Below are 24,826 nucleotides of genomic sequence, written 5' to 3'. Positions count from 1 at the left end.
ACAAGAATGGATATCAAGCGAAGTGGTTCGCAACCTTCGGCAAAGGGACCAGCCGATTGGTTTACCGGCAGCGTGCGTGTCGACCCGCTGTTTGCCGTGACCAGCCCCGCACGTGCGGCCGGCGCCAGCGTCACCTTCGAGCCCGGAGCCCGCACCGCCTGGCACACTCATCCGCTCGGCCAGACGCTGATCGTCACGTCGGGTTGCGGTCGCGTGCAGCGCGAGGGCGGCCCCGTCGAGAAGATCCGCGCCGGCGACGTCGTCTGGTTCGCCCCGGGTGAACGCCATTGGCACGGCGCATCGCCGACGACGGCGATGACCCATATCGCCATCCAGGAACAGCTCGATGGCAAGGTCGTCGACTGGCTGGAGCATGTCACCGACACGCAATACCAAGGTTAGAAAAGGAAACTTCTATGCAGAAACGTGAGCTTGGAAAGAGCGGACTTCATGTCTCGGCCATCGGTCTCGGCTGCATGGGGCTGAGTTACGGTTATGGCCCGGCGACAGGTATTCAGGAAGCGACAGCACTAATCCAGCGGGCATTCGAACGCGGCGTGACCTTCTTCGACACGGCCGAGGCCTATGGCCCCTACAAGAACGAAGAGCTTCTGGGAGAGGCGCTCGCCCCCTTTCGCAACGAGGTGGTGATCGCCACAAAATTCGGTTTCAACTTCGATGCCAATGGTGGCCAGAGCGGCATGAACAGCCGCCCGGAACAGATCCGCGCGGTGGCCCACCAGGCGCTGAAGCGGTTGAAGACCGATGTCATCGATCTGTTCTACCAGCATCGCGTCGATCCGGATGTTCCGATCGAGGACGTCGCCGGCACGGTCAAGGCGTTGATCGCGGAAGGCAAGGTCCGGCATTTCGGACTCTCCGAAGCCGGCGCCCAGACGATCCGCCGCGCCCATGCCGTCCAGCCTGTGACGGCGCTGCAGAGCGAATATTCGCTCTGGTGGCGCGAGCCCGAGCAAGAGATCCTGCCGGTGCTGGAGGAACTCGGAATCGGCTTCGTGCCGTTTAGTCCGCTCGGCAAGGGCTTCCTCACCGGCGCGATCAGCGAAACCACAACCTTCGACAGCAAGGACTTTCGCAACATCGTTCCGCGGTTTTCGGCAGACGCGCGAAAGGCCAACAAGGTGCTCGTCGATCTCCTCGCAGAGATCGCTGCGCACAAGAAGGTCACCCCGGCCCAGGTGGCGCTCGCCTGGCTGCTGGCGCAGAAACCCTGGATCGTACCGATCCCCGGCACCACCAAACTGCATCGGCTTGACGAGAACATCGCAGCCGCCGAGGTCGAACTGACTGTTGAGGATCTCGGCAATATTGAAAGCGCGCTCGCCACCATCAAGGTGAAAGGCGATCGTTATCCCGCGCATCTGCAGGCAAGGGTCAACCGCTGAGAACAGAAGCGGCCGCCATCGTTTGCGGCCGCTTCTTCATCGCGTCATCGTCTCGGCGCCGGCGCGTTCTCCTGGAAAGCCGGGATTGTCTCGAGTCTGCCGACAATCTCGGCAATATTGGGCCACCGGGCGAGATCGAAGCCCATGCGTCGGGCGCTGATCGCCTGCGGGAAGAGAAAGATATCGGCAACGCCAGGCCGGTCGCCGACGGCGAAGGCGCCCGGCCTCCGGCCGGCAATCATCGTCTCCACAGCCGCCATTCCCTCGCCAACCCAATGGCGGCTCCAGCCGGCGATGGCATCGGCATCGGCCTGGAAGGTCGTTTTGAGATGTAGCCCGATCCGCGGCGGCAGCAGCGCATGGATCTCGGCGGCGATCGCCAGGGCGATCGACCGCGCCAGCGCCCGGCCCTCCGCTGTGTCGGGCAGCAGGGCCGGTTGCGGCTGGACCTCGTCGAGATATTCGACGATCGCCAGCGACTGGGTGATGAGAACGCCATCATCCGTCAGCAAGGCCGGCACCAGCCCTTGCGGATTGACGCTGCGATATCCGGCCTGCCGGCTCTCGGCCTCTTCGCCGAGAATGGAGATCGGCAGCACCTCGGCCGTCAGCCCCTTCAGGGCGAGCGCGATCCGAACTCTTGAGGTCGCCGAGGAAATTTCGTTCTGATAGAGTTTCACTGTCTTTCTCCCTGATGGCCTGAAGAGGAAACCGTGGACGCCGCCGTCACAAGGCCGGCGAGCGGCGAAGGCTCCCGCGAGCTTACGTCGTAGATGCAGGGCGCGGCGAAGACCGTCGCGCCCAGAATGCAGATGATCATCAATCGCATCAAAACCTCCATCGGCGAGGCCGATCGGTCGCTATCCGTCAGACAACGATCAATTCGACATGGATATTGCCGCGCGTGGCCTTCGAATAGGGGCAGGTCCGGTGCGCCTCATCCACCAGCGCCTTCGCGACATCCGCTTCGATGCCAGGCAAGCTGACATTGAGGCGGGCCTGCAGGAAATACCCGCCGTCGGTCGATCCGAGATCGACCTCGGCATTCACCGCGGTCTCCGCCGGAAGCCCGACCTTCAGCTTGCCTGCGGCTATGCCGATTGCGCCGATGAAGCAGGCCGACCAGCCGGCGGCGAAAAGCTGTTCGGGATTGGTGCCCGGCCGCGCGCTGCCGGGCGGCGAGAGCTTGATATTTAGCTCTCCGTCATCGCTCTGCGAAGCGCCGTCGCGCCCACCGGTGGTGCGGGTCTTGCCGGTATAAAGAACCTTGTCGATCTTGGTCATGGAAACACTCCTTGTCTCGGTCGCTACTCGCGATCGGATCGCCTCAGGCGATCGGGTTGAACGGAGTGAGGTTTGACCCACTGTTATATCCGGCATGTTTCCGAAATCGGCCGAAATGTCACAAAACGTAGCATCCGGCATCCAGGACATTATCCCATACAAACCGTCGGAAATTTTTCCGGCAGGCCAGCATCACCGAAGGGTGACTTCCGCCGCCAGCCCGCCGCCGGCGCGATTGTAGAGCCGGAGCGATCCGCCGATCTTGGCCGTCAGTTGTTGGGCGATCGCAAGACCAAGACCCGTGCCGCCCGTCTCCCGGTTGCGGGATTGCTCCAGCCGGAAGAACGGCTGCATGGCGGCTTCGAGCATGTCTTCAGGAATTCCAGGCCCCCGATCCATCACGGTGATGACGACATTGTTTTCCGCATTGTGCTCGACGCTGATTTCGGCAGCACCCGCAAACTTCAACGCATTGTCGATGAAATTCGACAGGATGCGGCGAAGGGCATGCGGCTTGGTCAAGGCGGCGCCCTGAACCAGCCCGACGACGGTCACCGCCTTTCCGGTGTCCTGATAGTCATAGGATATGCTGTCGATGAACGAGGCGAGATCGATGCGGGCATTCTTCTCGCCGCTGCCGTGGGCGCTGCGCGCATAGGCTATACCGTCCTGGACGAGGCGCTGAATCTCGCCGAGATCATGCACCAGCTTTTCCTTTTCGGGTGAATCCTCCGCCATATCGGCGCGCAGCCGCATGCGGGTGATCGGCGTCTGCAGATCGTGCGAGATGGCCGCCAGTATCTGCACGCGCTCTTCGAGGTAATGGGCGATCCGCTCCCGCATCGCATTGAATGCCCTCACCGCATGCGCGACCTCGCTCGGACCGGCCTCGCTCAAAGCAGGACCGTCCTTGTTGGGGTCGAGGGCATCGGCCGCGGCCGCAAGCGCACCCAGCGGCCGGATCGCCTGGCGAACCGCGAACCAGGTGCAGAGGATGAGCAGCAGCATCTGGATAACGAAGACATAGGGCAGCCATGCTGCGATCGGCATGACGCCCTTCGGCGTGACGTCGATCGTCAGCGGGCTTCCGTCGCTCAGCGTCAGATGCGCCTGCAATCGGTTCACCGCACCCGGAATCCGTTCGATGCTGATCGGAAAGCGATGCCCGATCGCCTCCTCGATCTTGCCCGATATCTCGGCCCCTTTGCTTGACGTGTCGGGCACGCCGGGAAGTCCGGGCCCGAGCACGAAGCGGTAATTGCCGCGGCTCAGCCGATCGAGGAGATCGCCGCGCTCGCCCGGCGGAAGCCGGTCGAGAACGGCGATAGACGTTGCGACATCATTCTCCAGCGTGCCGAGCATCACCGCCTTGGCCGACATGGTGCGCTCCATATAGAGCACGCTGAAGGACAGCCCGTAGGCAAAGGCGAGACCGATCAAAAGGATCAAGAAGATTCGCGACCGCAACGTCCTCGGCCAGATCAAACCCGAGAACCATGGGATCGCCCTCATTGGCGCAGCTCCGTGATTTCGACCGGAACGGAAAATACATAGCCTTCGCTGCGCACCGTCTTGATGTAGGTCGGTTCTCGCGCATCGTCGCCCAGCCGCTGCCGCAGGCGGCTGACCAGGAGATCGATCGAACGATCGAAGAGATCGGCATCGCGGCCCTGCGTCAGGCTCAGAAGCTGGTCGCGATTGAGAACCCGCTGCGGATGATCGATGAAGACGCGAAGCAGCCGGTACTCGGCGCCGCTGAGTGCGATCGCAGTCCCCTCCTTGTCGAGAAGATGCCGGGCGACCGTGTCGAGCCGCCAGTCGCCGAAGCTCAGCAACTGCCCGGCCTCGCTGATCTGCAGGTTGGGCGGCAGCATGCGCGTGCGCCGCAGCACCGCCTTGATGCGGGCGAGCAGCTCGCGCGCGGCAAAGGGCTTGGCGAGATAGTCGTCGGCGCCCATTTCCAATCCGAGGATCCGGTCCATCTCGTCGGTGCGGGCCGTCAGCATCAGGATCGGGATCGCCTTGTGCCGGCCGGCGCGCAGTTCGCGGCACAGCACCAGCCCGTCGTCGCCCGGCATCATCACGTCGAGCACGATCAGGTCGACGGCGTTGGCTTCGAGAAAGTTGCGCATCTGGCGCCCGTCCGCAGCAGTGCTGGTCCTCAGGCCATTCTTCTGCAGATAGCCCGAAACCAGCTCGCGGATTTCGCGATCGTCGTCGACGACCAGGATGTGATCGACATGATCCATATGTTCCTGTTCCCTTACCGATAGAAGCGGCCGCGCCCTCCTCCTCGATATCGAGGCGGCTGACGCGACCTACGCATATTCCGCCGGCCCAAGCAACGAGGCTCTGCGGCCGGCCTCATCGATCAGAAGCGGTCCACGTCGATGACCGCCTGCGCAAAGGCCTGCGGCGCTTCCTGCGGCAGGTTGTGGCCGATGCCGCCGCTAATCGTCCGATGCTCGTATCGGCCGGAGAATTTTCCGGCATAGGCCGAGGGCTCCGGATGCGGCGCACCGTTTGCATCCCCCTCCAAGGTGATCGTCGGCACGGAGATCATCGGCAATGCGGCGAGCGTCTTCTCATAGGCATCGTATTTCGCCTCGCCTTCGACAAGCCCCAGGCGCCAGCGATAATTGTGAATGACGATCGCGACATGGTCGGGATTGTCGAAGGCGGCCGCCGACCTGTCGAAAGTCGCATCGTCGAAATTCCATTTCGGCGACGCCGTCTGCCAGATGAGCTTAGCGAAATCATGAGTATTGCTCTCGTAACCCAGCCGCCCACGTTCGGTTGCAAAATAGAACTGATACCACCAGGCCAGCTCAGCCTTCGGCGGCAGCGGCTTCAAATTGGCCTCCTGGCTGCCGATGAGATAGCCGCTCACCGAGACCATCGCCTTGCAGCGTTCCGGCCACAATGCCGCCATAATGTTTGCCGTCCGCCCGCCCCAGTCATAACCGGCAACGACCGCCTTTTCGATATCGAGCGCATCCATGAGCGCAATCATATCGGCAGCCAGCGCCGACGGCTGGCCATTGCGCGCCGTTGCCTGGTCCAGAAACCGGGTAGTGCCGTAACCGCGCAGATAAGGCACAATCACCCTGTAGCCCGCCGAGGCCAGCAGCGGCGCGACATCGACGAAACTGTAGATGTCATAGGGCCAACCATGCAGCAGCAGCACAACCGGGCCATCCGCCCTGCCCGCCTCGGCATAACCAATATCGAGCACCCCGGCATTCACCCGCTTCAGCGCTTCGAAAGACGTATTGGTTCCGGCCTTCACGGCAGGCAGCGCCGACTGGGCAACGGCCGTGCCGGCCACGCTGAATTCGACGGCCGCAAGGGCGATGGCCGTCATGCCGAAGAAGCGGCGGCGGTGATGGTTGATTTGCTCTGACATCGGTTTCTCCTGTCGAATGAATCACGTCTTCAAAAGACGTTCCACTTGTATCAGCGATATGTCATGAGCAATCATTATTGAATGCTGATGTAACTTCCGGCCACCAGGATACATTCCGATACAATCGCGCCGTTTTCACCGCTGGCGGTTGCTGCGACCCCGGTTTGTGTCGCTCTGTATCGCGATCTCCCATCAGCAACACTTCGGTACATTTTCCCGCGAAGTCGGACACATCCGGGATACGTCGACCCGGCCATATCCCCGTCGTTGCTGGTTCAGGCCCATCGCCGTCCAGAGCCCGATCAATCGGTTTCAAAGGAAACGATGATGACACTTCTGATCATTGCCTATCTCGGAGGCGCGCTGACGATCCTCAGCCCGTGTATCCTGCCGATCCTCCCCTTCGTCTTCGCCCGTGCCGGGCAGCCCTTCGTCAAGAGCACGCTGCCGATGCTGGCGGGCATGGCCGCCACCTTCGCGCTGGTCGCCACGCTGGCCGCGGTCGGCGGCAGCTGGGCCATCCGCGCCAATGAATATGGCCGCCTCGCCGCTATCGTCCTGCTGGCGCTCTTCGGAGCCAGCCTGCTGTCGCCGCGCTTCGCCAGCACCCTTGCCCGGCCGATCGTCGATCTCGGCAACAATCTCCTGAACGCCAACGGCGGTGGACGCGCCGCGCCGACGGTCAAGAGCGCCCTCATCCTGGGCGTCGCCACCGGCCTGCTCTGGGCGCCCTGCGCCGGGCCGATCCTCGGCCTTGTTCTCACAGGCGCCGCCCTGCAGGGCGCCAACCTGCAGACCACCTTCCTGCTGACCGCCTATGCCGCCGGTGCCGCAACCTCGCTTGCTGTCGCCCTGCTTGTCGGCGGCAGGATATTCGCCGCCATGAAACGCTCGCTCGGCTTCGGCGACCGGATTCGCCAAGGTCTCGGTGCTGCGGTACTCGCTGGCGTTGCCGTCATCGCCCTCGGCCTCGACACCAGTCTGCTATCGCGGCTTTCCTATGCGAGCACCGCCTCGCTGGAGCAGGCCGTGCTCGACAGGCTGCATGCCAAGCCCGCAGCCGGCGCCTCCGCCGAGGTCGCCAGCAACGACGTGATGATCGCAGACGCGAAAAAGCCCTTCCGCAGCGATCTGCCCGTCGAAGGTTATGCGCCCTCGCTCGACGGCGCCGTCGAATGGCTGAACTCCAAGCCGCTGACCACCGAGCAGCTGCGGGGCAAAGTGGTGCTCGTCGACTTCTGGACCTATTCCTGCATCAACTGCATTCGCACGATCCCCTATGTCAAAGCCTGGGCGGAAAAATACGCCGATCAGGGCCTCGTGGTGATCGGCGTCCACGCCCCGGAATTTGCCTTCGAGAAGAAGCTCGACAACGTCAAGAAGGCGCTCAGTGACTTCGAGATCGGCTATCCGGTCGCGATCGACAATGACTACAGAATCTGGCGCGCCTTCGAAAACAGCTACTGGCCGGCCGGCTATCTCATCGATGCCGAGGGCCAAATCCGCTACCACCATTTCGGCGAAGGCAATTATGGCAGGACCGAAAAAGCCATTCAGGACCTGCTGCGCGAAGCCGGCGGCCAGATGACGTCAAGTACGGCGGTCGCACCGGATGCCAAGGGCGTGGAAGCCGGTCCGGACCTTGGCAATATCCGCTCCGGCGAAACCTATCTCGGCTACGAACAGGCAGCGAATTTTGCCTCGCCCGAGGGACTGCAGGCCGACGCGCCGCAGAATTATTCGATCGCCGAACCCGGCCTCAACGGCTGGGGCCTGTCCGGAACCTGGACTGTCGGCAAGGATGAGGCGAGGCTTGATGAGGCCGGCGGCGGCATCACGTATCGCTTCAGCGCCCGCGACCTGCATCTTGTCCTGGGGCCTGGCGCCGACGGCAAACCGATCCGCTTCCAGGTGACGGTCGATGGCAAGGCGCCGGGGCCGGACCACGGCTCGGACATCGGTGCCGACGGCAACGGCACGGTGACGGCGACCAAGCTTTACCAGCTGGTGCGCCAGTCCGGCACGGTCGGCGCCCGCAACTTCCAGATCCGCTTCCTCGATCCCGGAGTGCAGGCCTACGCCTTCACTTTCGGCTGACCTGCAGACTGATCAGTTCCGATCCTCGACAACGACCAAAGGAGTGATACCCATGAACAGACGTCTTCTCTTCACGGCAGCCCTTGCCTTCGCCACCACCGTCATCGCTTTCGCAGCAGAGGCTGCCGCCGTTAAAAACATCGTGATCGTGCACGGCGCGCTCGCCGACGGGTCGGGATGGCGCAAGGCGACGGAGATTCTCCAGAAACGCGGCTTCAACGTCAGCATCGTCCAGGAGCCCATCACCTCGCTCGACGACGATGTGGCAGCGACGAAGCGGGTTCTCGACCTCCAGGACGGACCGAGCCTGCTCGTCGGCCACAGCTATGGCGGCATGGTGATTACCGAAGCCGGCAACGACCCCAATGTCGCAGGCCTCGTCTATGTCGCGGCCTTCCAGCCCGACAAGGGCGAAAGCCTGCTGAGCCTTGCGAGCTCCAAGCCCGCCGGCAGCATGGATATTAAGGAAACCAAGGACGGTAAGTATCTCTATCTCGACCCCGCAGCCTTCGCCGCGGATTTCGCTGCCGACCTGCCGAAAGCCGAAGCCGACTTCCTGGCAAGGTCACAGGTCTTCGCCTCGAAGCAGGCGTTCTCCGCCAAAAGCGCCGAGCCGGCATGGCGGACAAAACCGAGCTGGTCGATCGTCGCCACGGAGGATCGCGCCATCAACCCCGACCTGGAACGCGAGATGGCAAAACGGGCCGGCAGCGAGGTGACCGAGATCAAGGCAAGCCACGCCGTCTTCGCGTCCCAAGCAGAGAAGGTCGCCGACATCATCGAAAAGGCGGCCAGGAAAGCCGGCGAGTAGGACCGGCGGGATGGGGGCAGCAGATCATCGACGGCCGCCCTCATCCAACCCGTGGATCCCGTCCTTCGCCCCGCCGAGAAGAAGGAAAAGGCCATAAAATGCCCCTCCCCATAATGGAGAGGGGCAACGATATTTACTGGTTGGCAGCCACCGGCCGAACCAGCGCCGTCACCCGGCGGATGGTGACGCGGCGGTTTTCCTGTTCGGGGCCTGACGTGTTGACCTTCAGATATTGCTCGCCATAGCCCTGGGTCGCCAAGTTCTCCGGCGGGATGCCGTAGACGTCGGAGAGCACGTTCGCGACCGATTCCGCCCGCTGGTCGGAAAGGACCAGGTTGCTCTGATCGGTTCCGACGGCATCCGTGTGACCCTCAATCAGGAAGGTTTCGCTCGGATCCTTTTTCAGCACCTGGCTGATCGCGTCGGCAACCTTGCGCAGGGTGCGCGCCTGGGTCATCGGGATATCGGCGCTGCCGGTCGCGAAGGTGATCGTGTCGAGGTCGATGCGGCGCACCTTGTCGCGGATACGGGCCGAATACTTTACCTCGTCAAGCGAGTAGACACGCTCCACCGGCTCGACGGGCGGCTCGCTCAGGAACTCGTAATAATCCCGGTCCGGGTCACTGCGAGTATCGATGATGTAATCGTTGAGCGGTACGCGCAGCCGCATCGGCGGCAGGTCGGCGCCCGGATCCTCGAAATAGTCGCGGTCCGGATCGTCGTAGAGGTCCTGCGAATAATAGAGCACATGCTCGCGCCCGCGGGCGTCGACGCGCGACCGCTGAATGATGTCGCCATAGCGGTTGCGGATTGTCACGATACGATAACCCTCCGGCCGCGTGATTGTCTCGCGGTAGCGATCACCCGACAGTTCCTCGTAGCTCGGCCGTTCGCCGTCGCGCAGGAACCGCCTGTCGTCGTCGCCACGCACGATCACCCGATTGTCGTACTGGATGATCACACGATTGTCGTCGGTGCTATCGTCGACGCGCGCACCGTCGGGACGGACGAATTGCGGCCGCGCATCGAGCTTTCTGCCCTTCTCGCTGGTCACCGCTTCAAGCTTGATCGTCGGCGCCGCCTTGGCGCCGCTGGCGGCCTGCGCATCGGCATCCGAGGTCGGCACCTTCACCTCCTGGGTCTCGGCGCGCATCTTGTCGCGGTCGCGGCGGCCTTCGCGGCCCTTGCTGCGGTCGGCATCCTTGTCGCTGTCGAGCACGGCCGCACCGTTCTCGACCGGCAGCACGACGGTCTCGTTGCTCTTGGCCGGATCCGCGGCAATCTTCTTGCGGCGCTCCAGCTCTTCGGGCGAAACCTTTTCCGGCGCCGGAATGGCCTGCTCGACCTGCTGGCCGCCGCTGGCATCCGGCAGCGGCTGAGCAGTGTCGGTCGCCGGCGCGGCCGGCTGCGCGCCGGCGGGCTGTTCGCCGGCAGGCTTTGCCGCGGCGCCGTCCTTCGGCTTTTCGACGGGTACAGCTTCTGGTGCCGTCGCTTTATCTTCGGTCGCCTTGCCTTCAGTTGCCTTATCTTCAGTTGCCTTGCCTTCAGCCGGCTTCTCCGCGGGTGCTGCGGCTTCGCCCTTTACCGGCTTCTTCTCCGCCGGTGCTTCGGCGGCGGGTTTTGCCTCCGGCTTGACTTCGGGCTTTGCCTGCTCCTCGGCTGGCGTCACGGCTTCGGGAGCACCAGTCTCGGCCTTGCCCTTGCCTTTATCCTTGCCTTGGGCCTTGTCCTGCCCTTTGGCGCGCTTGCCGCCTTCCGGCTTGGCTTCCGGCTGCGCCTGCTCCGTGTCCGGCTGCGCTTCCTTTGCCGCCGGCTGCTGTTCGGGCTGCGGCTGAGCCTCTGGCTCGGCCTGCTTCTTCGGCTTCCTCGGCTTCTCCTGCTCTACAGGCTGCTCCGGCTGAGGCGCGGCCTCCGGCTTGACCTCGGGCTGGGCTTCCTGCTTGGCTTTCCGCTCGGGTTTGCTTTCGGCCTGCGGCGCAGGTTTTTCCTTCGGCGCTTCCGGCTCTGCCTTGGGTTCAGGAGCCTTGGGTTCAGGCGCCGGCGCCTCCTTGCGCTCGGCCTTCGGCTTTTCGGCGGGCGCCTCCTTCGGCTGCTCGGCGGCCGGTGCCTTTTCGGCCGGAGCTTCTTCCTTCTGCTTGCGCTTCTTCTTCAGCAGCTCCTCATCGGAAGGCGCATCCTGTGGCGCATCCTGGGCCACCTCGAAACCGCCCTGTTCGACTTGCCGCACGGCCTGAGCCTGCGTCGCGACGTCGCGCACGGCAGCCATTGCCGATGCAGGCTGGAACGCCAGCGAGAGGGAAAGCAGCGGAAAAGCCGCGCTTGCGAACAATCTTGATTTCATGCCCATCGGGTTTCCTCGATCCTGTTTGAGCTTCCTGAAGGCCGACAGGCCCAGCTTCCGCCCCTAGCGTCGCAATGAGGCGAAACGGCGAAATGGCAATCGCCGAGCCGCCGATTTGTTCCGGTTCTAGGAAGCTGCAGATTAACCTCGCGTGAATGTTGCAGTCTGCCGACGTTCATCTCGACTGCAATTTGCACCGCCCAATTGCGATGGGATTTGTGTTGCAATTCCATGAAAAAAAGTCTGATTATCGCCGCAAGGCGGTCTCGGACCGTTGAACTGCAGCCGTCAGCCCACGAGAAAAAGAGCGGCGGCTACCAACAGAGAGGATCCTCATGCATATCTCCACCCGTATTTTCGCGGCAGCCTCGATCGCGGCGATGTCCCTTTTCGCCGGCTCGGCCATGGCCGATGGCGAGAAGTATGTGATCGGCACCGATTCGACCTATCCGCCCTTCGAGTTCGTCGACGCCAGCGGCACGATCCAGGGCTTCGACATCGACATCACCAAGGCGCTTTGTGCCGAGATGAAGGCCGAATGCTCCTTCGTCAGCACCGACTGGGACGGCATCATCCCGGCGCTTAACGCCAAGAAGTTCGACATGATCGTTTCCTCCATGTCGATCACGCCGGAGCGCCTGAAGCTCGTCGACTTCTCCAACAAGTACTACAACACCCCGCCGGCCATCGCCGTGCCGAAGGATTCGAAGATCACCGACGTTGCCGGCCTCAAAGGCAAGGTGATCGGCGCACAGACCTCGACGACGCATGCCAACTACGCCGAGAAGCACCTCGCCGATACTGAGCTGAAGCTCTATCCGACGGCTGACGAATACAAACTCGACGTCTCCAGCGGCCGTGTCGACGCCGTCATCGACGACGTCGTCGTTCTCTCCGAATGGGTCAAATCCGACGCCGGCGCCTGCTGCAAGATCCTGACGACCCTGCCGGTCGACAAGGAAATCAACGGCAACGGCGCAGGCATTGCCATCCGTAAGGGCGATCCGCTCAAGGAAAAGCTGAACACGGCAATTGCTGCGATCCGCGCCAGCGGTGAATACAAGAAGATCCAGGACAAGTACTTCGACTTCGACGTTTACGGCGAATAAGAAATTCGCTATCTGGCCAGTCAAGGTAATGGCGGAAGGCTTGCTCTTCCGCCATTTTTGTTTGACAAAGATGGCAAGATCAAAACGGCAAAAGCCGTGAGGGGAATTCACGCATGGGCGGATTATTTTCCGCGCTCGGCTCCTTCTGGAGCGCACTTGTGCACATTTTGGATCCGCTGTGCGGACCCGTCGGCATCTTCACCTGGCTCGGTCAGTCGACGATCCTTGCCTGTAGCGACACCGGCTGGGGCGACGAGATCGCACTTGGCCTGCAGGTTACCGTTTCGGTGGCGATCGTCACCCTGCCGATCGGCCTCGCCATCGGCTTCCTGGTGGCGCTCGGCCAGCAGTCGGAAGAAAAAGCGCTGCGGCTGGCGGCAGGCATCTACACGACCATCTTCCGCGGCCTGCCGGAGCTCCTGACGCTCTTCATCATCTATTACGGCATGCAGATGCTCATCCAGTCTCTGCTGACCTTCGTCGGCTATGACGGACCGCCGGTCGAGATCAACGCCTTCCTCGCCGGCGTCATCGCGCTTTCGGTCGTTTTTTCAGCCTACTGTTCGGAAGTTCTGCTCTCGGCCTTTCGCGCCATTCCCAAGGGACAATATGAAGCCGGCGACTCGCTTGGCCTGCATCACGGCCGAACGCTACGTCTCATCATCTTGCCGCAGCTGGTGCGCATCGCGTTGCCAGGCCTGACGAACCTCTGGATGGTGCTCCTGAAGGACACCTCCTACGTCTCGATCATCAGCCTTGCCGATATCCTGCGCCAGACGAGCGTCGCGGTGCGCGTGACCAAGGAACCCTTCTTCTTCTATGGCCTGGCCTGCTGCCTTTATCTGGTGCTGGCCATCCTCTCCTCCTTTCTGCTCGTCTATGTCGAGCGCTGGGCCAAGCGTTCGGAGATCCGCCGATGAGCTACGCCGAAACGCTGATCCCGCCGCAGCCCGCACCGCGCGAAGTGATGAAGCCGGTCACGCCGGCGCGCATCGCCGGTTATATTCTCGTCGCCTTCTGGGCGGTATTCGGCGCTTTGCTGATGATCTCCGTGATAAACGGCTGGGATCCGGAAAAATTCGCTCGCTACGGACCGCGTTACCTCCACGGCCTCTGGGTCACGCTGAGCCTCGTTTTCATTTCCGTCATCTGCGGCGCAGTTCTGTCGCTGCCGCTTGCGGCGGCGCGCATGTCGAAGAACCGGGTGCTGAATGCGCTCGCCTATGGCTACATCTATTTCTTCCGCGGCACGCCGCTGCTTGCCCAGCTGTTCCTGGTCTATTACGGCCTCGGCGTATTCCGCCCGCAGCTTGAGGCCGTCGGCATCTGGTGGTTCTTCCGCGAAGCCTGGTATTGCGGCCTTTTTGCCATGACCATCAATACCGCGGCCTACCAAGCGGAAATCCTTCGCGGCGCTGTCGAAAGCGTGCCGCACGGACAGCACGAAGCGGCCGCGGCCCTTGGCATCCACAGGTTCATCGCCTTCCGCAAGATCGTCCTGCCGCAGGCTCTCATCGTCGCCCTTCGCCCCTACGGCAACGAGATCATCCTTTTAATCAAGGGTTCGGCTGTTGTCGCCATCATCACCGTGCTCGACCTGATGGGCGAAACCCGCTACGCCTTCTCCCGCACCTTCGATTACCAGACCTATCTCTGGGCGGCGATCTTCTACCTCGCCATCGTCGAAGCGCTGCGCCATCTCTGGGCCTGGATCGAACGCCGCCTGACCCGGCATCTCAAGCGCTGACCCCTGCGGTCCGGCTTGGCAGCACTCTCGGAGAGATGCTGCCAAGCCATTGATATCAAAAATAAATTGTCCTTTTATGAAGTATCTGTAAAGCTTCCGTTAACCACTCGCATGTTTCCATATCATGTAGCGCTAATAAGCGCGCGGGTGGGGACGAGAAGAAGTGAACACGATGCACAAGGACATGGAAAAACAACTGCAGGGCTATGGTCTGACGACCGCCCAGATCCTCTACCACCTGCCGGATCATCCGGCAATTCTGCAGACTTATGTCTGGCAGGAATATGATCTCGCCCCCGATTTCCCCGAAATGCGCGGATTCCTGAAATTCTGGGAAGAAAAGCTCGACGGACCGCTGCACTCGGTGCGCTACATCCACCGCAAGCTGATCTCGGCAACCGAGTGGCGGGCGCTGAAGGGAGAGTTCATCCTGCACTGATCCGGCTTGCGCAGCATCAGACATGCGCCTCGCCATGGCCGAATTCGCCTTGGTCGCGGACTGGGCTGAGCGCAAAACAGAGGATGCCGAGGTAGAAGACGGCAACGATGACAATGACCGCAAGGCCTGGAATGGGCCCCAGCACGGCATTGTCGATGACATAGGTCCAGGACTGCGCCTGCAGCGCCGGCATGCCCTCCGTCTGCAGTTTCGGCGTCGAGATCTTCAGGCACCAAGCAAGAAACAGGATGGAATACATCCAGACGTAATTGCGTTTGAGCCGGCGGTGCATCGCGTCCCGATAGCTGAGCAGGAAACGCGGTTTGCGCAGGCTGCTGGCGACCACCGCGGCCCATTCTCTGCCGGCCCCCGCGTCTGGCGCCAGAATCTGCGCAAAATAGCTGCGCTCGATCTGGCGGATGCGGGCGCGGTAGATGTCGAAGAAGCGGTAGCGCCGCGCCTCGATAATCAGAAGCAGCGTCACCAGCATCATCCCGAACAGCAGAACGCCGTGATGCGAGGTCGGCGTCGACAGCGACACCGAAAGCAGCGCCGCCACCACGGTGATCGCCCAATTGGATGTCCGGTCGATGCGGTCGCGCCAGCTCGTCATCCGTCCGAGTTCGCCGCGGTAATAATGGCTGAGCGTATTGGTAATCTCGCCCGGCGTACCAGGCAGCAGCAACGCCCGCGCAGCCTCTCCTTCCAACACCGATGACGTCCGTTCTTGCTCCGATTTCATGGCTTTTCCTCCCTTCGTCTTGTTTTTGGCCATTCTGCGCCCACAGCCACGCCATTGCAAAACATCGAAAGCCGCCTTAGACGCATGCGTGAAACAAAAGGACGGCGGACTGTTATGGCAAAGAAGATCGACGAAGAAGCCCTTGGCGAGGCCTATAACCGCGCTCTGGCGCTGGAAAAGGCCGGCGATGTCGACGCGGCCGTTGCAGCCTATGAGGAGGTCCTGGCGATCGATCCCGACGACCACGGCGGTGCAGCGGTGCGCATCGCCGCGATGGGTCGGGGCGAGACGCCGGTCAGGGCGCCGGACGCCTATATCGAGACCTTGTTCGACCAGCATGCCGAGGTTTTCGAAGACGTGCTCGTCGAGCAGCTCGGCTATCACGTGCCGATGCTGGTGCGCCAGCGGCTGCAGGCGCTGAAGCTCGGGCCGTTCAAGCGGCTGCTCGATCTCGGCTGCGGCACGGGCCTCACCGGCGGCGCGCTGCGCGACCTCTGCGCGGATATGACTGGCCTCGACATTTCGGAGAAGATGGTCGAGATCGCCCATGAGAAGGATCTCTACGAGACGCTCTTCGTCGCCGAGGTCGAGGACTTCCTCGACGACAATGATGAGGAAGCCTTCGACATCATCACGGCCACCGACGTGCTGCCCTATCTCGGCGCGCTCGAACCGCTGTTCTTCGGCGCAGCCGAGAACCTGACCTCCGGCGGCCTGTTCATCTTCTCCTCGGAAACCCTGCCGGAGGAGACCCTTGCAGGCCGCGCCTACATGGTCGGCCCACACCAGCGCTTCGCCCATGCCGACGCCTATGTGAAAGAACGCCTGGCGGCTACCGGTTTCGAACTCGTCGAGATATCGGATATCAACGTGCGCATGGAAGACGGCCAGCCAACGCCCGGCCATCTGGTGATCGCGAGATATATCGGTTGATACAATAGTTTCACGATCGACGAACTATCTGTTGCGCATTCCTTTCCGACCTGATACTTAGTCGGTCGGTAAAGTTTCCGCCTAACAGGAAAGGTCGCCGCATGTCGCTCGTGTTCTATGGGCATCCGCTCGCCTCCTTCTGCCACAAAGTGCTGATCGCGCTTTACGAAAACGGCACACCCTTCGAAAACCGCCTCGTCGATCTCTCCGACGAGACCTCGCGCGCTGATCTTTTCCGCTTCTGGCCGATCGGCAAGATGCCGCTGCTGCGGGACGAAGCGCGCGACAGCACGGTTCCCGAGACGTCGATCATCATCGAATATCTCGATCACTATTATCCCGGCCCCGTTTCCCTGCTGCCGCTGGAAATCGACCGGGCACTGCAGGTCCGCCTCTGGGATCGCTTCTTCGACAATTATGTCCAGGCGCCGATGCAGACCATCGTCAGCAATCGCCGGCGCCCCGAGGGCAAGGAGGACGAGACAGAGGTGGCCGGCTGCAAGGCAACGCTTGCCACCGCCTATGCGATGATCGAAAAACAGCTCTCGGAGAGCTCATGGATCTCGGGCGAGGCCTTCACCATGGCCGATTGCGGCGCAGCACCCGCCCTCTTCTACGCCGAGACGCTGGTCCCGTTTTTAGAGGAGCAGCCGAAGCTTCGCGCCTACTACGACCGGCTGCTCGCCCGCCCATCCTTTGCAAGGGCGCTGGAAGAGGCCCGCCCCTATTTCAAGTTCTATCCCTACCATGACAGGCTGCCCATCCGCTTCCGGGATGCCGCGGGATGATTGACGGCCAGGCGGGTCTCGACCGCATGTTCCACGCGCTTTCCGATCGCAGCCGCCGCGGCATGATCGACCGCCTCGGCCGCGGCCCGGCTTCCGTCACCGAGCTGGCCGCGCCGCTTGCGGTTGCCCTGCCGACGGTAATGAAACATCTGCAGGTGCTGGAGGAAAGCGGCCTCGTACTCTCCGAAAAATCCGGCCGGGTGCGAACCTACCGCCTGCAGCAGGGCGCGCTTGCCGCCGTCGAGCGCTGGGTGGAACAGCGAAAGAGCCGCTGGAACGCTACCTTCGACAGGCTGGATCAATATCTCGCCGAAGAGCCGGAGACCTTTTCCGAATGACAACACGATCCGCCGAACACACCACCCTCGTCATCGAGCGGCGCCTGAAGGCGCCGGTCGCCCGCGTATTCCGCGCCTGGTCGATACCGGAGGCCAAGCGCCAATGGTTCGCCTGCCACGGCGAATGGGCGCCGCTGGAATACGGACTCGACTTCCGTCCCGGTGGCACCGAGCGGAATCATGTCGCCGATACCGACGGACTTTTGCATGCTTTTGACGCCCATTACATCGATATCGTGCCCGATGTCCGCATCATCTATGCCTATGAGATGAAGCTCGGTGAAAGGCGTATCTCCGCCTCGCTCGCCACCGTCGCCTTCGAAGCCGACCCCGAGGGCACCAGGATGATCTTTACTGAACAGGTGGTCTTTCTCGACGGCTACGCCGACAACGGCGCACGCCTCCAGGGCACGGAAATCGGCCTCGACAATCTGGAACTCTTCCTAGAGCGCGAGGCGAACCCGATCCACTGATGCATGTCGCCCGGAAGTGTGCAGCGGTTCCGGGATAGCGACATGCATCAAAACAAAGAGCTAAAGCGCGTCGCATGAATCAAGTTTGATGCGACGCGTTTTAGAGCATTTTCGCTTTTCTGCTAATCACGACGATTTCTTCCCGGAGGCGGCGGCCTTTGCTGACATATTCAAGGCTGCGGCGGCGCGAAAGAGCGTCTTCAACGCCTCCTCGTCGATCTCGTCGCCCTCATGGAAATCGATGGCCCGCCTCGTGTTGCCGTCGAGGCTGGAATTGAAGAGACCCGAGGGGTCCTGCAAAGAGGCGCCCTTGGCGAAGGTCAGCTTCACCGCGTTCTTATAGGTCTCGCCGGTGCAGATGATGCCGGAACGCTCCCACACCGGAACCCCTCGCCACTTCCATTCCTCGACCACCTCGGGCTCGGCCTGCTTGATGAGCGCACGGATTCGGGCGAGCATTTCGCCGCGCCAATCGCCGAGTTCCTTGATCCTCGCGTCGATCAGTTGAGACGGCGAGGCTCCCCCATTTGCGTCCCCGGAATCCCTCGTCTTCATGGCTGCTGTCGCTTTCTTCATAGTTCCTCCCGCCCTCATGCGAGGGGTATTCGTTGTTACATCCGTTCGCCGGGCAGTTGGCTGGCCTGCTCCACCCAGGCGGCAAGCTGGGCGTCATCGATTTCGTCGTCCTCGCGGATATCGAGGTAGCGGACTTCCTTCTGCTTGGAATAGCCGGGCGGCAGAGGCTGCAGCGACGCACCCCGGAAGAATGCCACCTTGACGTATTTCGTGAAGCAATGAATGCCGAGGAACCAGCCCTGCCCTTCGATGCCGTAGAACGGCGAGTTCCATTTGACTGCCTTATGCACGTTGGGCACGGTACGCGTGATCAGTGCATCGAGGCGGCGCCCGACATCGCTTTTCCAGCCCGGCATCGCGGCGATATAGGCCTGCACCGGAGCTTCGCCGTAACCCTTGGCGATCTGCGGATTGCCGCCCGAAAGAAGGGTCGGCTCTGCAGCGGCCGGCTTGGCGGCGGTCTTCTCGGTGAGTGTCACCTGGGTCTTGGACGTCTTGCCGGCCATTGCGTCACTCCTATCTCCCACGCCATCTGGCAGCATAAGGCAGCGGGAAGAGGTAAGGACCGGTCAGCAATAGCAGGCCAAGCGGCAGCGATGCCAAGACGCCGCCCCAGACGGTCGATTTCTCCTGTACCATGGCGATAATATTGACAATAACCGCCACGGTAAAGGCAACGGACAGCCACCGGTGGCGCTGACGCAACCAGCTGTTCCGGTTCAATGGGACCTCCCCCCGTTTGCATCAGCCGAAGCGACGGGCGGCCTCACTCCATTCGCGCCAGCACCTGCTCCAGATTTGCAAGGAACTGCGTCCACCCGCTCCTGGCGCCGCCGTAAGCCTGCCGCTGATCCGGCCGGAAACCCGACTGCTCCATGCGCAGATGCGTGCCCGTACCGGTCGGAGTGAGAGTCCAGGTGACGGTGCTTTCAAGACCGTAGGCATCCCAGCTATAGGACAGGGTCTTGTTCGGCTCGACCTCCAGAACCTTGCAGTCGACCGAACCCCAATCAGCGTTGAAGCTGAAGCGATGATCAACGGCCGGCTTGAAGTCGCTTTTCATCAGCCACTCCTGGATCAGGTGCGGCTGCGTGAGCGCCCGCCAGATCTTTTCCGAAGGAAAAGGGATTTCCCGTTCGATGACGACGGAGCGCGTTTCTGTCGATATGTCGGTCATTGATCCATCCTTTTCAGCAAATCTTCGAGATCGTTGAAGCGGTTTTGCCAGAACCCGGCCATCTCGCTGGTCCAGTCGACCAGCGGAGCAAGCGCACCGAGCTGCGCGCTATAATGCGTCTGGCGGCCCTCGTGGCGGTCGCGTACCAATCCGGCCTGCTTCAATATGCCGAGATGTTTTGAGACGACCGGCTGCGAGACCCCGGCCCGGGCCGTCAGAGCCCCGACCGTCTTCTCCCCTTCCCGGCACAACCGCTCGAACAGAGCCCGCCGGGTCGGATCAGCGAGCGTTTTGAACAGCGTGTCTTGAACATCGGACATTTTAGATCAATACCTATTCAGCTATGGATTAACGTATAGCTACGCAGGTATGCGTTAGTCAAGGGCTAAAACGAAAAACACTGAATAGGTGAGCTTGCTGACCAGAGCCCGCAACGAACTCGCCGCTGGAGAAAAAACCGTCAGCGATTTAAACATAGCTCATTGACTATACATCGACGCGTCTCCGCTAGCTCACGCGCGCCGGGACGATTTCCGCTAGGCTGGCACGAGGAGCCGAAGTGGGCATAGCCACATACACCTGCACGTCAGTTGGCAACAGGACGCCAAAAGCCGCGAGCGGCTTCCGGCGATGTCGGACTTACCCGCTTCGTTCGACCTCAGGAACCGGAAACGACCTTCAGATTGCCGCCATGGCTGCCGCCTGCGAAAACCTGCTTGCGGCCGAACTCGTTGTTGAAGGCCAGGCGCTGCTGGTCGCGGGTAATGCCGAGTTCGGGGAAGAGCAGCTCGGCGACGCGATAGGCTTCTTCCAGGTGCGGATAACCGGAGCCGATGACCGTATCGATGCCGATGTCCTGATATTCGGCAAGGCGTGCGGCCACCGTCTTCGGCGAGCCCACAAGCGCCGTGCCCGCACCAGCGCGAACCAGGCCGACGCCGGCCCAAAGATTCGGCGAGACCTCAAGTTTGTCGCGGCGGCCGCCGTGAAGGGCAGCCATCCGCTTCTGGCCGACCGAGTCCGACTCATGAACGAAGCGCTCCTGCGCCTCGCGGATCGTATCGTCGTCGAGATGACGGATCAGCCGTTCCGCCGCCTCCCATGCCTCCTCGTCGGTTTCGCGCACGATGAAGTGCAGGCGGATGCCGAAGCTCACCTCGCGGCCGCGCTCGGCGGCGGCCTTGCGCACCTTGGCGACCTTTTCGGCCACTTGCGCCGGCGGCTCGCCCCAGGTTAGATACTTGCCGACGCGGCCGACCGAGAAATCGATGCCGGCATCCGACGAGCCGCCGAAATAGAGCGGCGGACGCGGGTTCTGCACCGAGGGAAAGCCGAGGCGCGCATTGGTCGCCTTGATATATTTGCCGTCGAAACTTGCCGTGCCCTTGTCAAGCAGTTCCTCAAAGACGGTGAAAAACTCCTCGGCATGGGCATAACGCTCGTCATGCTCGAGATGGATGCCATCACCGGCAAGCTCTGCCGGACTGCCACCAACAACGATATTAAGCAGCAGGCGGCCGTTGGAAATGCGGTCGAGCGTCGTCGCCAGACGCGCGTAATAAGCCGGTGAGGCCGTGCCCGGGCGGATCGCCACCAGGAACTGCAGTTTGTCGGTCTTAGCCGCGAGCGCCGCCGCCGTCACGAAGGACTCCTCGCAGGCAACCCCGGTCGGCAGCAGCACGCCGGAATAGCCGAGACGATCGACAGCCTGGGCGATCTGCGTGAGATAGCCGATTTCGGGCGCGCGATTAAGATCGGCGGAACCGAGATAGGTGCCGTCGCCCGACGTCGGGATGAACCAGAGGAAGTTGATGGGATCGGATGTGGCGGTCATGGAAACGGTCCTTTGCTGTGAAATTCGAAAGTCGGCCCGCGCGGTTTAGCTGGCCCTTGGCAAGCGTGCAGAACGTGCGCCGGCCTGGGAGGATGGCGGTGCGGCGGGAGGGGAATGCCGGGCTCATCTGCGCGTGAACATCTGAAATACCTGTCGATCGATGGCGCGGCCGGATGCCTTGAGCCATCGCTCGTCGGAATACTGGCATAGACTATAAATTATATCGACAATATCAACTTGCCATTGTTGTCCGCTTGGGGGAATAATTTTCCCAGTTCCGTCGCTTGCCGGCAAACGCCTGCTGATAGCAGCCTTCCGCCGCTATCCTTCTTGACGTTCGGCGGCCAGCCGCTCCCGGATAAAGCCCGCCCCACCCGCAAGACGCGTTGCCAAGAGGCTCATGGGATCGACCATGCGCCAATAGGGCGTGACCATTGAAACCGGTTCTCCCTTTTGTAGGGCGAGGAAAGACAGATCGGCAATCGCGCGCAGATGTCGCTCCACGGTAACGGGACAACAGGCGTCCGCCCCGTATTCGGCAGCGAGGCGGCGGCGAAGGACGCCAAGCTCGGTGAAAACACCTTGCTGTGCCGATCGAATCTGCTCTGCGACCATCTGCTGCGATGGAATAAGCATCGACTGCATTCCACTGCGGCCTTTGCGCCGCGGCTCGATCGTCGGAGTTTCGCGCATGTCACCCCCGGAAACATTTGCCTGATCTCCATTTAGGGCTGAGGCGAACGGCGACCAGCCTCATATCCGTCTATCGCAAGGAACTCCGTCTTCACGGCTTTTCTGGCCCGGCCGTTTCGGTTAATCCTCAGGGTCTCGCACTCCGGATAAGGACAGGACATATGGCTAAAGTCGCATTCATCGGTCTCGGCGTAATGGGTTTTCCCATGGCCGGTCATCTGAAGACGAAGGGCGGCCACGATGTCACCGTCTATAATCGTACGGCCGAAAAAGCCGTCGCCTGGGCAGAAAAATTCTCCGGCAAATCCGCCCCCACGCCGGCCGAGGCTGCCGCGGACGCCGATTTCGTCTTCGTCTGCGTCGGCAATGACGAAGATCTCCGGTCGGTGACATCGGGCGAAAGCGGCGTCCTGCACGGCATGAGGCCGGGGTCGGTGCTGATCGACAACACCACCGCCAGCGCCGAGGTTGCGCGCGAACTTTATGCCGCAGCAAAGGAAAAAGGCGTCGATTTCATCGATGCTCCCGTTTCCGGCGGCCAGGCCGGCGCTGAAAACGGCGTCCTGACCGTGATGTGCGGCGGCGACGAGGCCGTCTTCGATCGTGCCAGGCCCGTCATCGACGCCTATGCCCGCATGGTCGGTCTGATGGGACCGGCAGGCTCTGGCCAGTTAACCAAGATGGTCAACCAGATCTGCATCGCCGGCCTCGTCCAGGGGCTTGCCGAAGGGCTGCATTTCGGCAAGCGCGCCGGCCTTGATATCGAAAAGGTCGTCGAGGTGATCTCCAAGGGGGCGGCCGGCTCCTGGCAGATGGAAAACCGCCACAAGACCATGAACGCCGGCAAATATGATTTCGGCTTCGCGGTCGACTGGATGCGCAAGGATCTCGGTATCGTGCTCACCGAAGCCCGCCGCAACGGCGCCAAGCTGCCGGTTACCGCCGTCGTCGACCAGTTCTACGGCGACGTCCAGGCGATGGGCGGCAATCGCTGGGATACATCCTCATTGCTTGCACGTCTCGAAAAATGATTGACGCCTCCTCCGATGCGGCAGAACTGATCGCGCATCTCGAAACGCTGCGTTCGGAGGAGAACGTCGCCGGCATGGCGCGCTTCGGCATCGTGACCACACACGCCCTCGGCATCTCCAATCCCGATATCAGGGCGGTCGTCAGACTGGCGAAGAAGAATCACGCCAGAGCGATCGAACTCTGGCGAAGCGATATCCGTGAAGCCCGCCTGCTCGCCCTCTGCACTGCCGAGCCGAAACGGCTGACGGCGGAAGAAGCCCGGAATTGGGCCAATGATTTCAATTCCTGGGAGATCGTCGATTGCGCCGCCGATCTCTTCGTCGAGGCCGGACTGGACGCACTCATCTCAGAATTCGCCGACGACGAGCGTGAATTCGTCAGGCGCACTGCCTTCGCCATGATTGCAGGCGCCGCCGTCCATCGCAAGAACGAACCCGACACCACCATCCTTGCCTGGCTGCCGCTGATCAAGGCTCATGCCACCGACCCTCGAAACTTCGTGCGCAAGGCGGTCAATTGGGCACTCCGCAGTATCGGCAAGCGCAATCTCGCCTGCCATTCACCCGCCCTCGCCCATGCCAAGGCGCTGGCGGAAAGCCCTGACAAAACCGCCCGCTGGATCGGCAAGGATGCCGTCAAGGAACTGACCGGCGAAAAGCTGCTGGCAAGGCTGAAATAAGCGCATTCCGGTTTCGAGGCGAAGCCCCTTGTTCGTCAATGCCGCTTCACTAATGCTGTCGGGATTTTTCGACGAGGAAATCCATCAACACTCGCGCTGCCGGCGGCATGCCCTTGGCGGTCGTGAAGACAATATAAAAAGGGCTCTCCTCCGACTGCCAATCCGGCAGCACCCGCACCAGCTTGCCGGCCTGGAGATCGGCCTCGCAGGCGCTTTCGAGCAAAAGCCCGAAGCCGAGACCCGCCCGGGCCGCGTCGAGGATGGCGGTCATGCTGCGGCAGGTGAGCCGCGGCTGATGCCGAATCACTCGTTTGGCGTCATTCGGAGCGATCAATTCCCAACCATGAAAGGACACCCATGACGTCATTGCCAACGTCGGAAGGTCGGCGAGCTTTTCCACGCAATTCAAACCGCCGGTACGCTCGACCAGCGAGGGACTTGCGACCAGGATGCGCCGCGCCCGGTCGAGCTTGCGCATCGTCAGGCTCGTTGGTCGCCCTCACATCAAGATCGATCCGTTCGTTGATGAGGTCGGCGCGCCGGTTGGAGCCGATGATGCTATCGATCAATCCAGCTCACTTGAAAATTGAAAATGTGGGTGCCTCGAGAGGCAATGCTGGCGAGAAGCCGCCGTGCAATATGCAGCATACCGCTTCGGTTCACCTGAAAGGCTGTGCTGAAAGACTGCCGGAGGACTGTGCGTAAAAACGCTGCAAGGACGGCCCGGCAGGGAAGACCGGACTCGTCCCCGTAGCTGATCGGAGGTCACTCGGATCAGAAACTGATTTGAAGTGCTCCCGGCCCGAAGACCGGGAGCATCAACAGGCAGATTAGAACGAACGCTGCAGGCGGAAGTAGCCCGAAGTGGAGTCGTCTGCATCTTCCGGATCGAGGTACTGAACCGAAGCCTTGGCGTAGAAG

Annotated in this window: 29 protein-coding genes and 1 pseudogene; 14 read left to right on the top strand and 16 right to left on the bottom strand. The window is 61.9% G+C overall.

The annotated features are described in order from the left end of the window. Positions 1-6 precede the first annotated feature (6 nt). The gene (locus FHX03_RS29820) at positions 7-402 is read left to right on the top strand and encodes a cupin domain-containing protein (RefSeq protein WP_183781927.1); all 396 of its coding nucleotides are present in this window, start codon (positions 7-9) and stop codon (positions 400-402) included. A 14-nt stretch (positions 403-416) separates the two neighbouring features. Further along, positions 417-1,406 (top strand): aldo/keto reductase, encoded by a 990-nt coding sequence (locus FHX03_RS29815; RefSeq protein ID WP_183781930.1) that lies wholly within the window; start codon positions 417-419, stop codon positions 1,404-1,406. A gap of 44 nt (positions 1,407-1,450) precedes the next feature. Here FHX03_RS29815 and maiA read toward each other — a convergent pair whose 3' ends face one another. The 6 genes from maiA to FHX03_RS29785 all read right to left on the bottom strand — a co-directional run bounded on the left by maiA (position 1,451) and on the right by FHX03_RS29785 (position 6,096). Continuing rightward, positions 1,451-2,086 carry a maleylacetoacetate isomerase gene (gene maiA, locus FHX03_RS29810; RefSeq protein ID WP_097628513.1) on the bottom strand — a complete coding sequence of 212 codons (636 nt, stop codon included), beginning with the start codon at positions 2,084-2,086 and terminating at the stop codon, positions 1,451-1,453. Beyond that, complete coding sequence (locus FHX03_RS29805) at positions 2,083-2,235, bottom strand: hypothetical protein (RefSeq protein WP_165503901.1); 153 nt, start codon at positions 2,233-2,235, stop codon at positions 2,083-2,085. The genes maiA and FHX03_RS29805 overlap by 4 nt, the downstream gene beginning before the upstream one ends. A gap of 38 nt (positions 2,236-2,273) precedes the next feature. Further along, positions 2,274-2,690, bottom strand: a complete 417-nt coding sequence (locus FHX03_RS29800) for an organic hydroperoxide resistance protein (protein ID WP_131711033.1) — start codon at positions 2,688-2,690, stop codon at positions 2,274-2,276. A gap of 192 nt (positions 2,691-2,882) precedes the next feature. Then, a complete protein-coding gene (locus FHX03_RS29795; RefSeq protein ID WP_183781933.1) occupies positions 2,883-4,202 on the bottom strand; it encodes an ATP-binding protein in 1,320 nt (439 codons plus the stop codon). Continuing rightward, on the bottom strand, positions 4,199-4,939 hold the full coding sequence (locus FHX03_RS29790; RefSeq protein ID WP_183781936.1) for a response regulator: 741 nt from the start codon (positions 4,937-4,939) through the stop codon (positions 4,199-4,201). Before FHX03_RS29790 ends, FHX03_RS29795 begins: the two co-directional genes overlap by 4 nt. A gap of 122 nt (positions 4,940-5,061) precedes the next feature. Next, a complete protein-coding gene (locus FHX03_RS29785; protein WP_183856712.1) occupies positions 5,062-6,096 on the bottom strand; it encodes an alpha/beta fold hydrolase in 1,035 nt (344 codons plus the stop codon). A 327-nt stretch (positions 6,097-6,423) separates the two neighbouring features. Between FHX03_RS29785 and FHX03_RS29780 the strand changes: the two genes are divergently transcribed. Together FHX03_RS29780 and FHX03_RS29775 are read left to right on the top strand one after the other, a co-directional pair. Further along, a complete protein-coding gene (locus FHX03_RS29780; RefSeq protein ID WP_183856710.1) occupies positions 6,424-8,193 on the top strand; it encodes a cytochrome c biogenesis protein DipZ in 1,770 nt (589 codons plus the stop codon). Between the two features lie 52 nt (positions 8,194-8,245). After that, on the top strand, positions 8,246-9,004 hold the full coding sequence (locus FHX03_RS29775; protein WP_097628507.1) for an alpha/beta fold hydrolase: 759 nt from the start codon (positions 8,246-8,248) through the stop codon (positions 9,002-9,004). A 133-nt stretch (positions 9,005-9,137) separates the two neighbouring features. Here the strand turns inward: FHX03_RS29775 and FHX03_RS29770 are convergent, their stop codons facing one another. Further along, positions 9,138-11,351, bottom strand: a complete 2,214-nt coding sequence (locus FHX03_RS29770) for an OmpA family protein (protein ID WP_183856708.1) — start codon at positions 11,349-11,351, stop codon at positions 9,138-9,140. Between the two features lie 329 nt (positions 11,352-11,680). On the opposite strand from FHX03_RS29770, the gene FHX03_RS29765 reads away from it, so the two are divergent. The 4 genes from FHX03_RS29765 to FHX03_RS29750 all read left to right on the top strand — a co-directional run bounded on the left by FHX03_RS29765 (position 11,681) and on the right by FHX03_RS29750 (position 14,640). Beyond that, the gene (locus FHX03_RS29765; RefSeq protein WP_003569151.1) at positions 11,681-12,454 is read left to right on the top strand and encodes a transporter substrate-binding domain-containing protein; all 774 of its coding nucleotides are present in this window, start codon (positions 11,681-11,683) and stop codon (positions 12,452-12,454) included. 113 nt (positions 12,455-12,567) lie between these two features. After that, positions 12,568-13,374, top strand: coding sequence for an ABC transporter permease (locus FHX03_RS29760; RefSeq protein ID WP_097628505.1), 807 nt, complete (start codon positions 12,568-12,570; stop codon positions 13,372-13,374). Continuing rightward, positions 13,371-14,201 carry an ABC transporter permease gene (locus tag FHX03_RS29755; protein ID WP_097628504.1) on the top strand — a complete coding sequence of 277 codons (831 nt, stop codon included), beginning with the start codon at positions 13,371-13,373 and terminating at the stop codon, positions 14,199-14,201. The genes FHX03_RS29760 and FHX03_RS29755 overlap by 4 nt, the downstream gene beginning before the upstream one ends. A gap of 172 nt (positions 14,202-14,373) precedes the next feature. After that, a complete protein-coding gene (locus FHX03_RS29750; RefSeq protein ID WP_003594110.1) occupies positions 14,374-14,640 on the top strand; it encodes an usg protein in 267 nt (88 codons plus the stop codon). A gap of 16 nt (positions 14,641-14,656) precedes the next feature. Here the strand turns inward: FHX03_RS29750 and FHX03_RS29745 are convergent, their stop codons facing one another. Then, complete coding sequence (locus FHX03_RS29745) at positions 14,657-15,382, bottom strand: DUF2270 domain-containing protein (protein WP_097628503.1); 726 nt, start codon at positions 15,380-15,382, stop codon at positions 14,657-14,659. 114 nt (positions 15,383-15,496) lie between these two features. Between FHX03_RS29745 and FHX03_RS29740 the strand changes: the two genes are divergently transcribed. From FHX03_RS29740 to FHX03_RS29725, 4 genes are all read left to right on the top strand, one after another. Further along, positions 15,497-16,315: a class I SAM-dependent DNA methyltransferase gene (locus FHX03_RS29740; protein WP_097628502.1), complete on the top strand. Its 819-nt coding sequence runs from the start codon at positions 15,497-15,499 to the stop codon at positions 16,313-16,315. 101 nt (positions 16,316-16,416) lie between these two features. Then, complete coding sequence (locus tag FHX03_RS29735) at positions 16,417-17,103, top strand: glutathione S-transferase family protein (RefSeq protein WP_097628501.1); 687 nt, start codon at positions 16,417-16,419, stop codon at positions 17,101-17,103. Continuing rightward, on the top strand, positions 17,100-17,441 hold the full coding sequence (locus tag FHX03_RS29730) for an ArsR/SmtB family transcription factor (protein WP_097628500.1): 342 nt from the start codon (positions 17,100-17,102) through the stop codon (positions 17,439-17,441). Before FHX03_RS29735 ends, FHX03_RS29730 begins: the two co-directional genes overlap by 4 nt. Then, complete coding sequence (locus FHX03_RS29725; RefSeq protein WP_097628499.1) at positions 17,438-17,914, top strand: SRPBCC family protein; 477 nt, start codon at positions 17,438-17,440, stop codon at positions 17,912-17,914. Before FHX03_RS29730 ends, FHX03_RS29725 begins: the two co-directional genes overlap by 4 nt. Positions 17,915-18,040: 126 nt before the next feature. Here the strand turns inward: FHX03_RS29725 and FHX03_RS29720 are convergent, their stop codons facing one another. The 7 genes from FHX03_RS29720 to FHX03_RS29690 all read right to left on the bottom strand — a co-directional run bounded on the left by FHX03_RS29720 (position 18,041) and on the right by FHX03_RS29690 (position 22,194). Then, positions 18,041-18,490: a DUF1801 domain-containing protein gene (locus FHX03_RS29720; protein ID WP_097628498.1), complete on the bottom strand. Its 450-nt coding sequence runs from the start codon at positions 18,488-18,490 to the stop codon at positions 18,041-18,043. Between the two features lie 35 nt (positions 18,491-18,525). Further along, positions 18,526-18,996 carry a DUF1801 domain-containing protein gene (locus tag FHX03_RS29715; protein ID WP_097628497.1) on the bottom strand — a complete coding sequence of 157 codons (471 nt, stop codon included), beginning with the start codon at positions 18,994-18,996 and terminating at the stop codon, positions 18,526-18,528. A 10-nt stretch (positions 18,997-19,006) separates the two neighbouring features. Further along, the gene (locus FHX03_RS29710) at positions 19,007-19,213 is read right to left on the bottom strand and encodes a hypothetical protein (RefSeq protein ID WP_097628496.1); all 207 of its coding nucleotides are present in this window, start codon (positions 19,211-19,213) and stop codon (positions 19,007-19,009) included. Between the two features lie 43 nt (positions 19,214-19,256). After that, entirely contained in the window at positions 19,257-19,667 is a 411-nt protein-coding gene (locus tag FHX03_RS29705; RefSeq protein ID WP_097628495.1) for an SRPBCC domain-containing protein, read from the bottom strand. Next, the gene (locus FHX03_RS29700; protein WP_097628494.1) at positions 19,664-19,987 is read right to left on the bottom strand and encodes an ArsR/SmtB family transcription factor; all 324 of its coding nucleotides are present in this window, start codon (positions 19,985-19,987) and stop codon (positions 19,664-19,666) included. Before FHX03_RS29700 ends, FHX03_RS29705 begins: the two co-directional genes overlap by 4 nt. A 338-nt stretch (positions 19,988-20,325) precedes the next feature. Continuing rightward, a complete protein-coding gene (gene ssuD / locus FHX03_RS29695; RefSeq protein WP_183856706.1) occupies positions 20,326-21,501 on the bottom strand; it encodes an FMNH2-dependent alkanesulfonate monooxygenase in 1,176 nt (391 codons plus the stop codon). Between the two features lie 321 nt (positions 21,502-21,822). Beyond that, entirely contained in the window at positions 21,823-22,194 is a 372-nt protein-coding gene (locus tag FHX03_RS29690) for a hypothetical protein (RefSeq protein WP_097628492.1), read from the bottom strand. Positions 22,195-22,355: 161 nt separating this feature from the next. Here FHX03_RS29690 and FHX03_RS29685 point away from each other — a divergent pair, with 161 nt between their 5' ends. Together FHX03_RS29685 and FHX03_RS29680 are read left to right on the top strand one after the other, a co-directional pair. Beyond that, complete coding sequence (locus FHX03_RS29685) at positions 22,356-23,225, top strand: NAD(P)-dependent oxidoreductase (RefSeq protein ID WP_183856704.1); 870 nt, start codon at positions 22,356-22,358, stop codon at positions 23,223-23,225. Next, entirely contained in the window at positions 23,222-23,905 is a 684-nt protein-coding gene (locus FHX03_RS29680; protein ID WP_183856702.1) for a DNA alkylation repair protein, read from the top strand. The genes FHX03_RS29685 and FHX03_RS29680 overlap by 4 nt, the downstream gene beginning before the upstream one ends. Positions 23,906-23,954: 49 nt before the next feature. On the opposite strand, the pseudogene FHX03_RS29675 reads toward FHX03_RS29680, so the two are convergent. Next, a pseudogene (locus FHX03_RS29675) lies at positions 23,955-24,462 on the bottom strand (LysR substrate-binding domain-containing protein); the annotation flags it as partial. Positions 24,463-24,826 lie beyond the last annotated feature (364 nt).

It is taken from the genome of Rhizobium sp. BK456 (genome assembly GCF_014194045.1).
In the GTDB taxonomy this organism is placed as follows: Bacteria; Pseudomonadota; Alphaproteobacteria; order Rhizobiales; family Rhizobiaceae; genus Rhizobium; species Rhizobium redzepovicii.
This window is presented reverse-complemented; position numbering and strand designations above follow the sequence as displayed.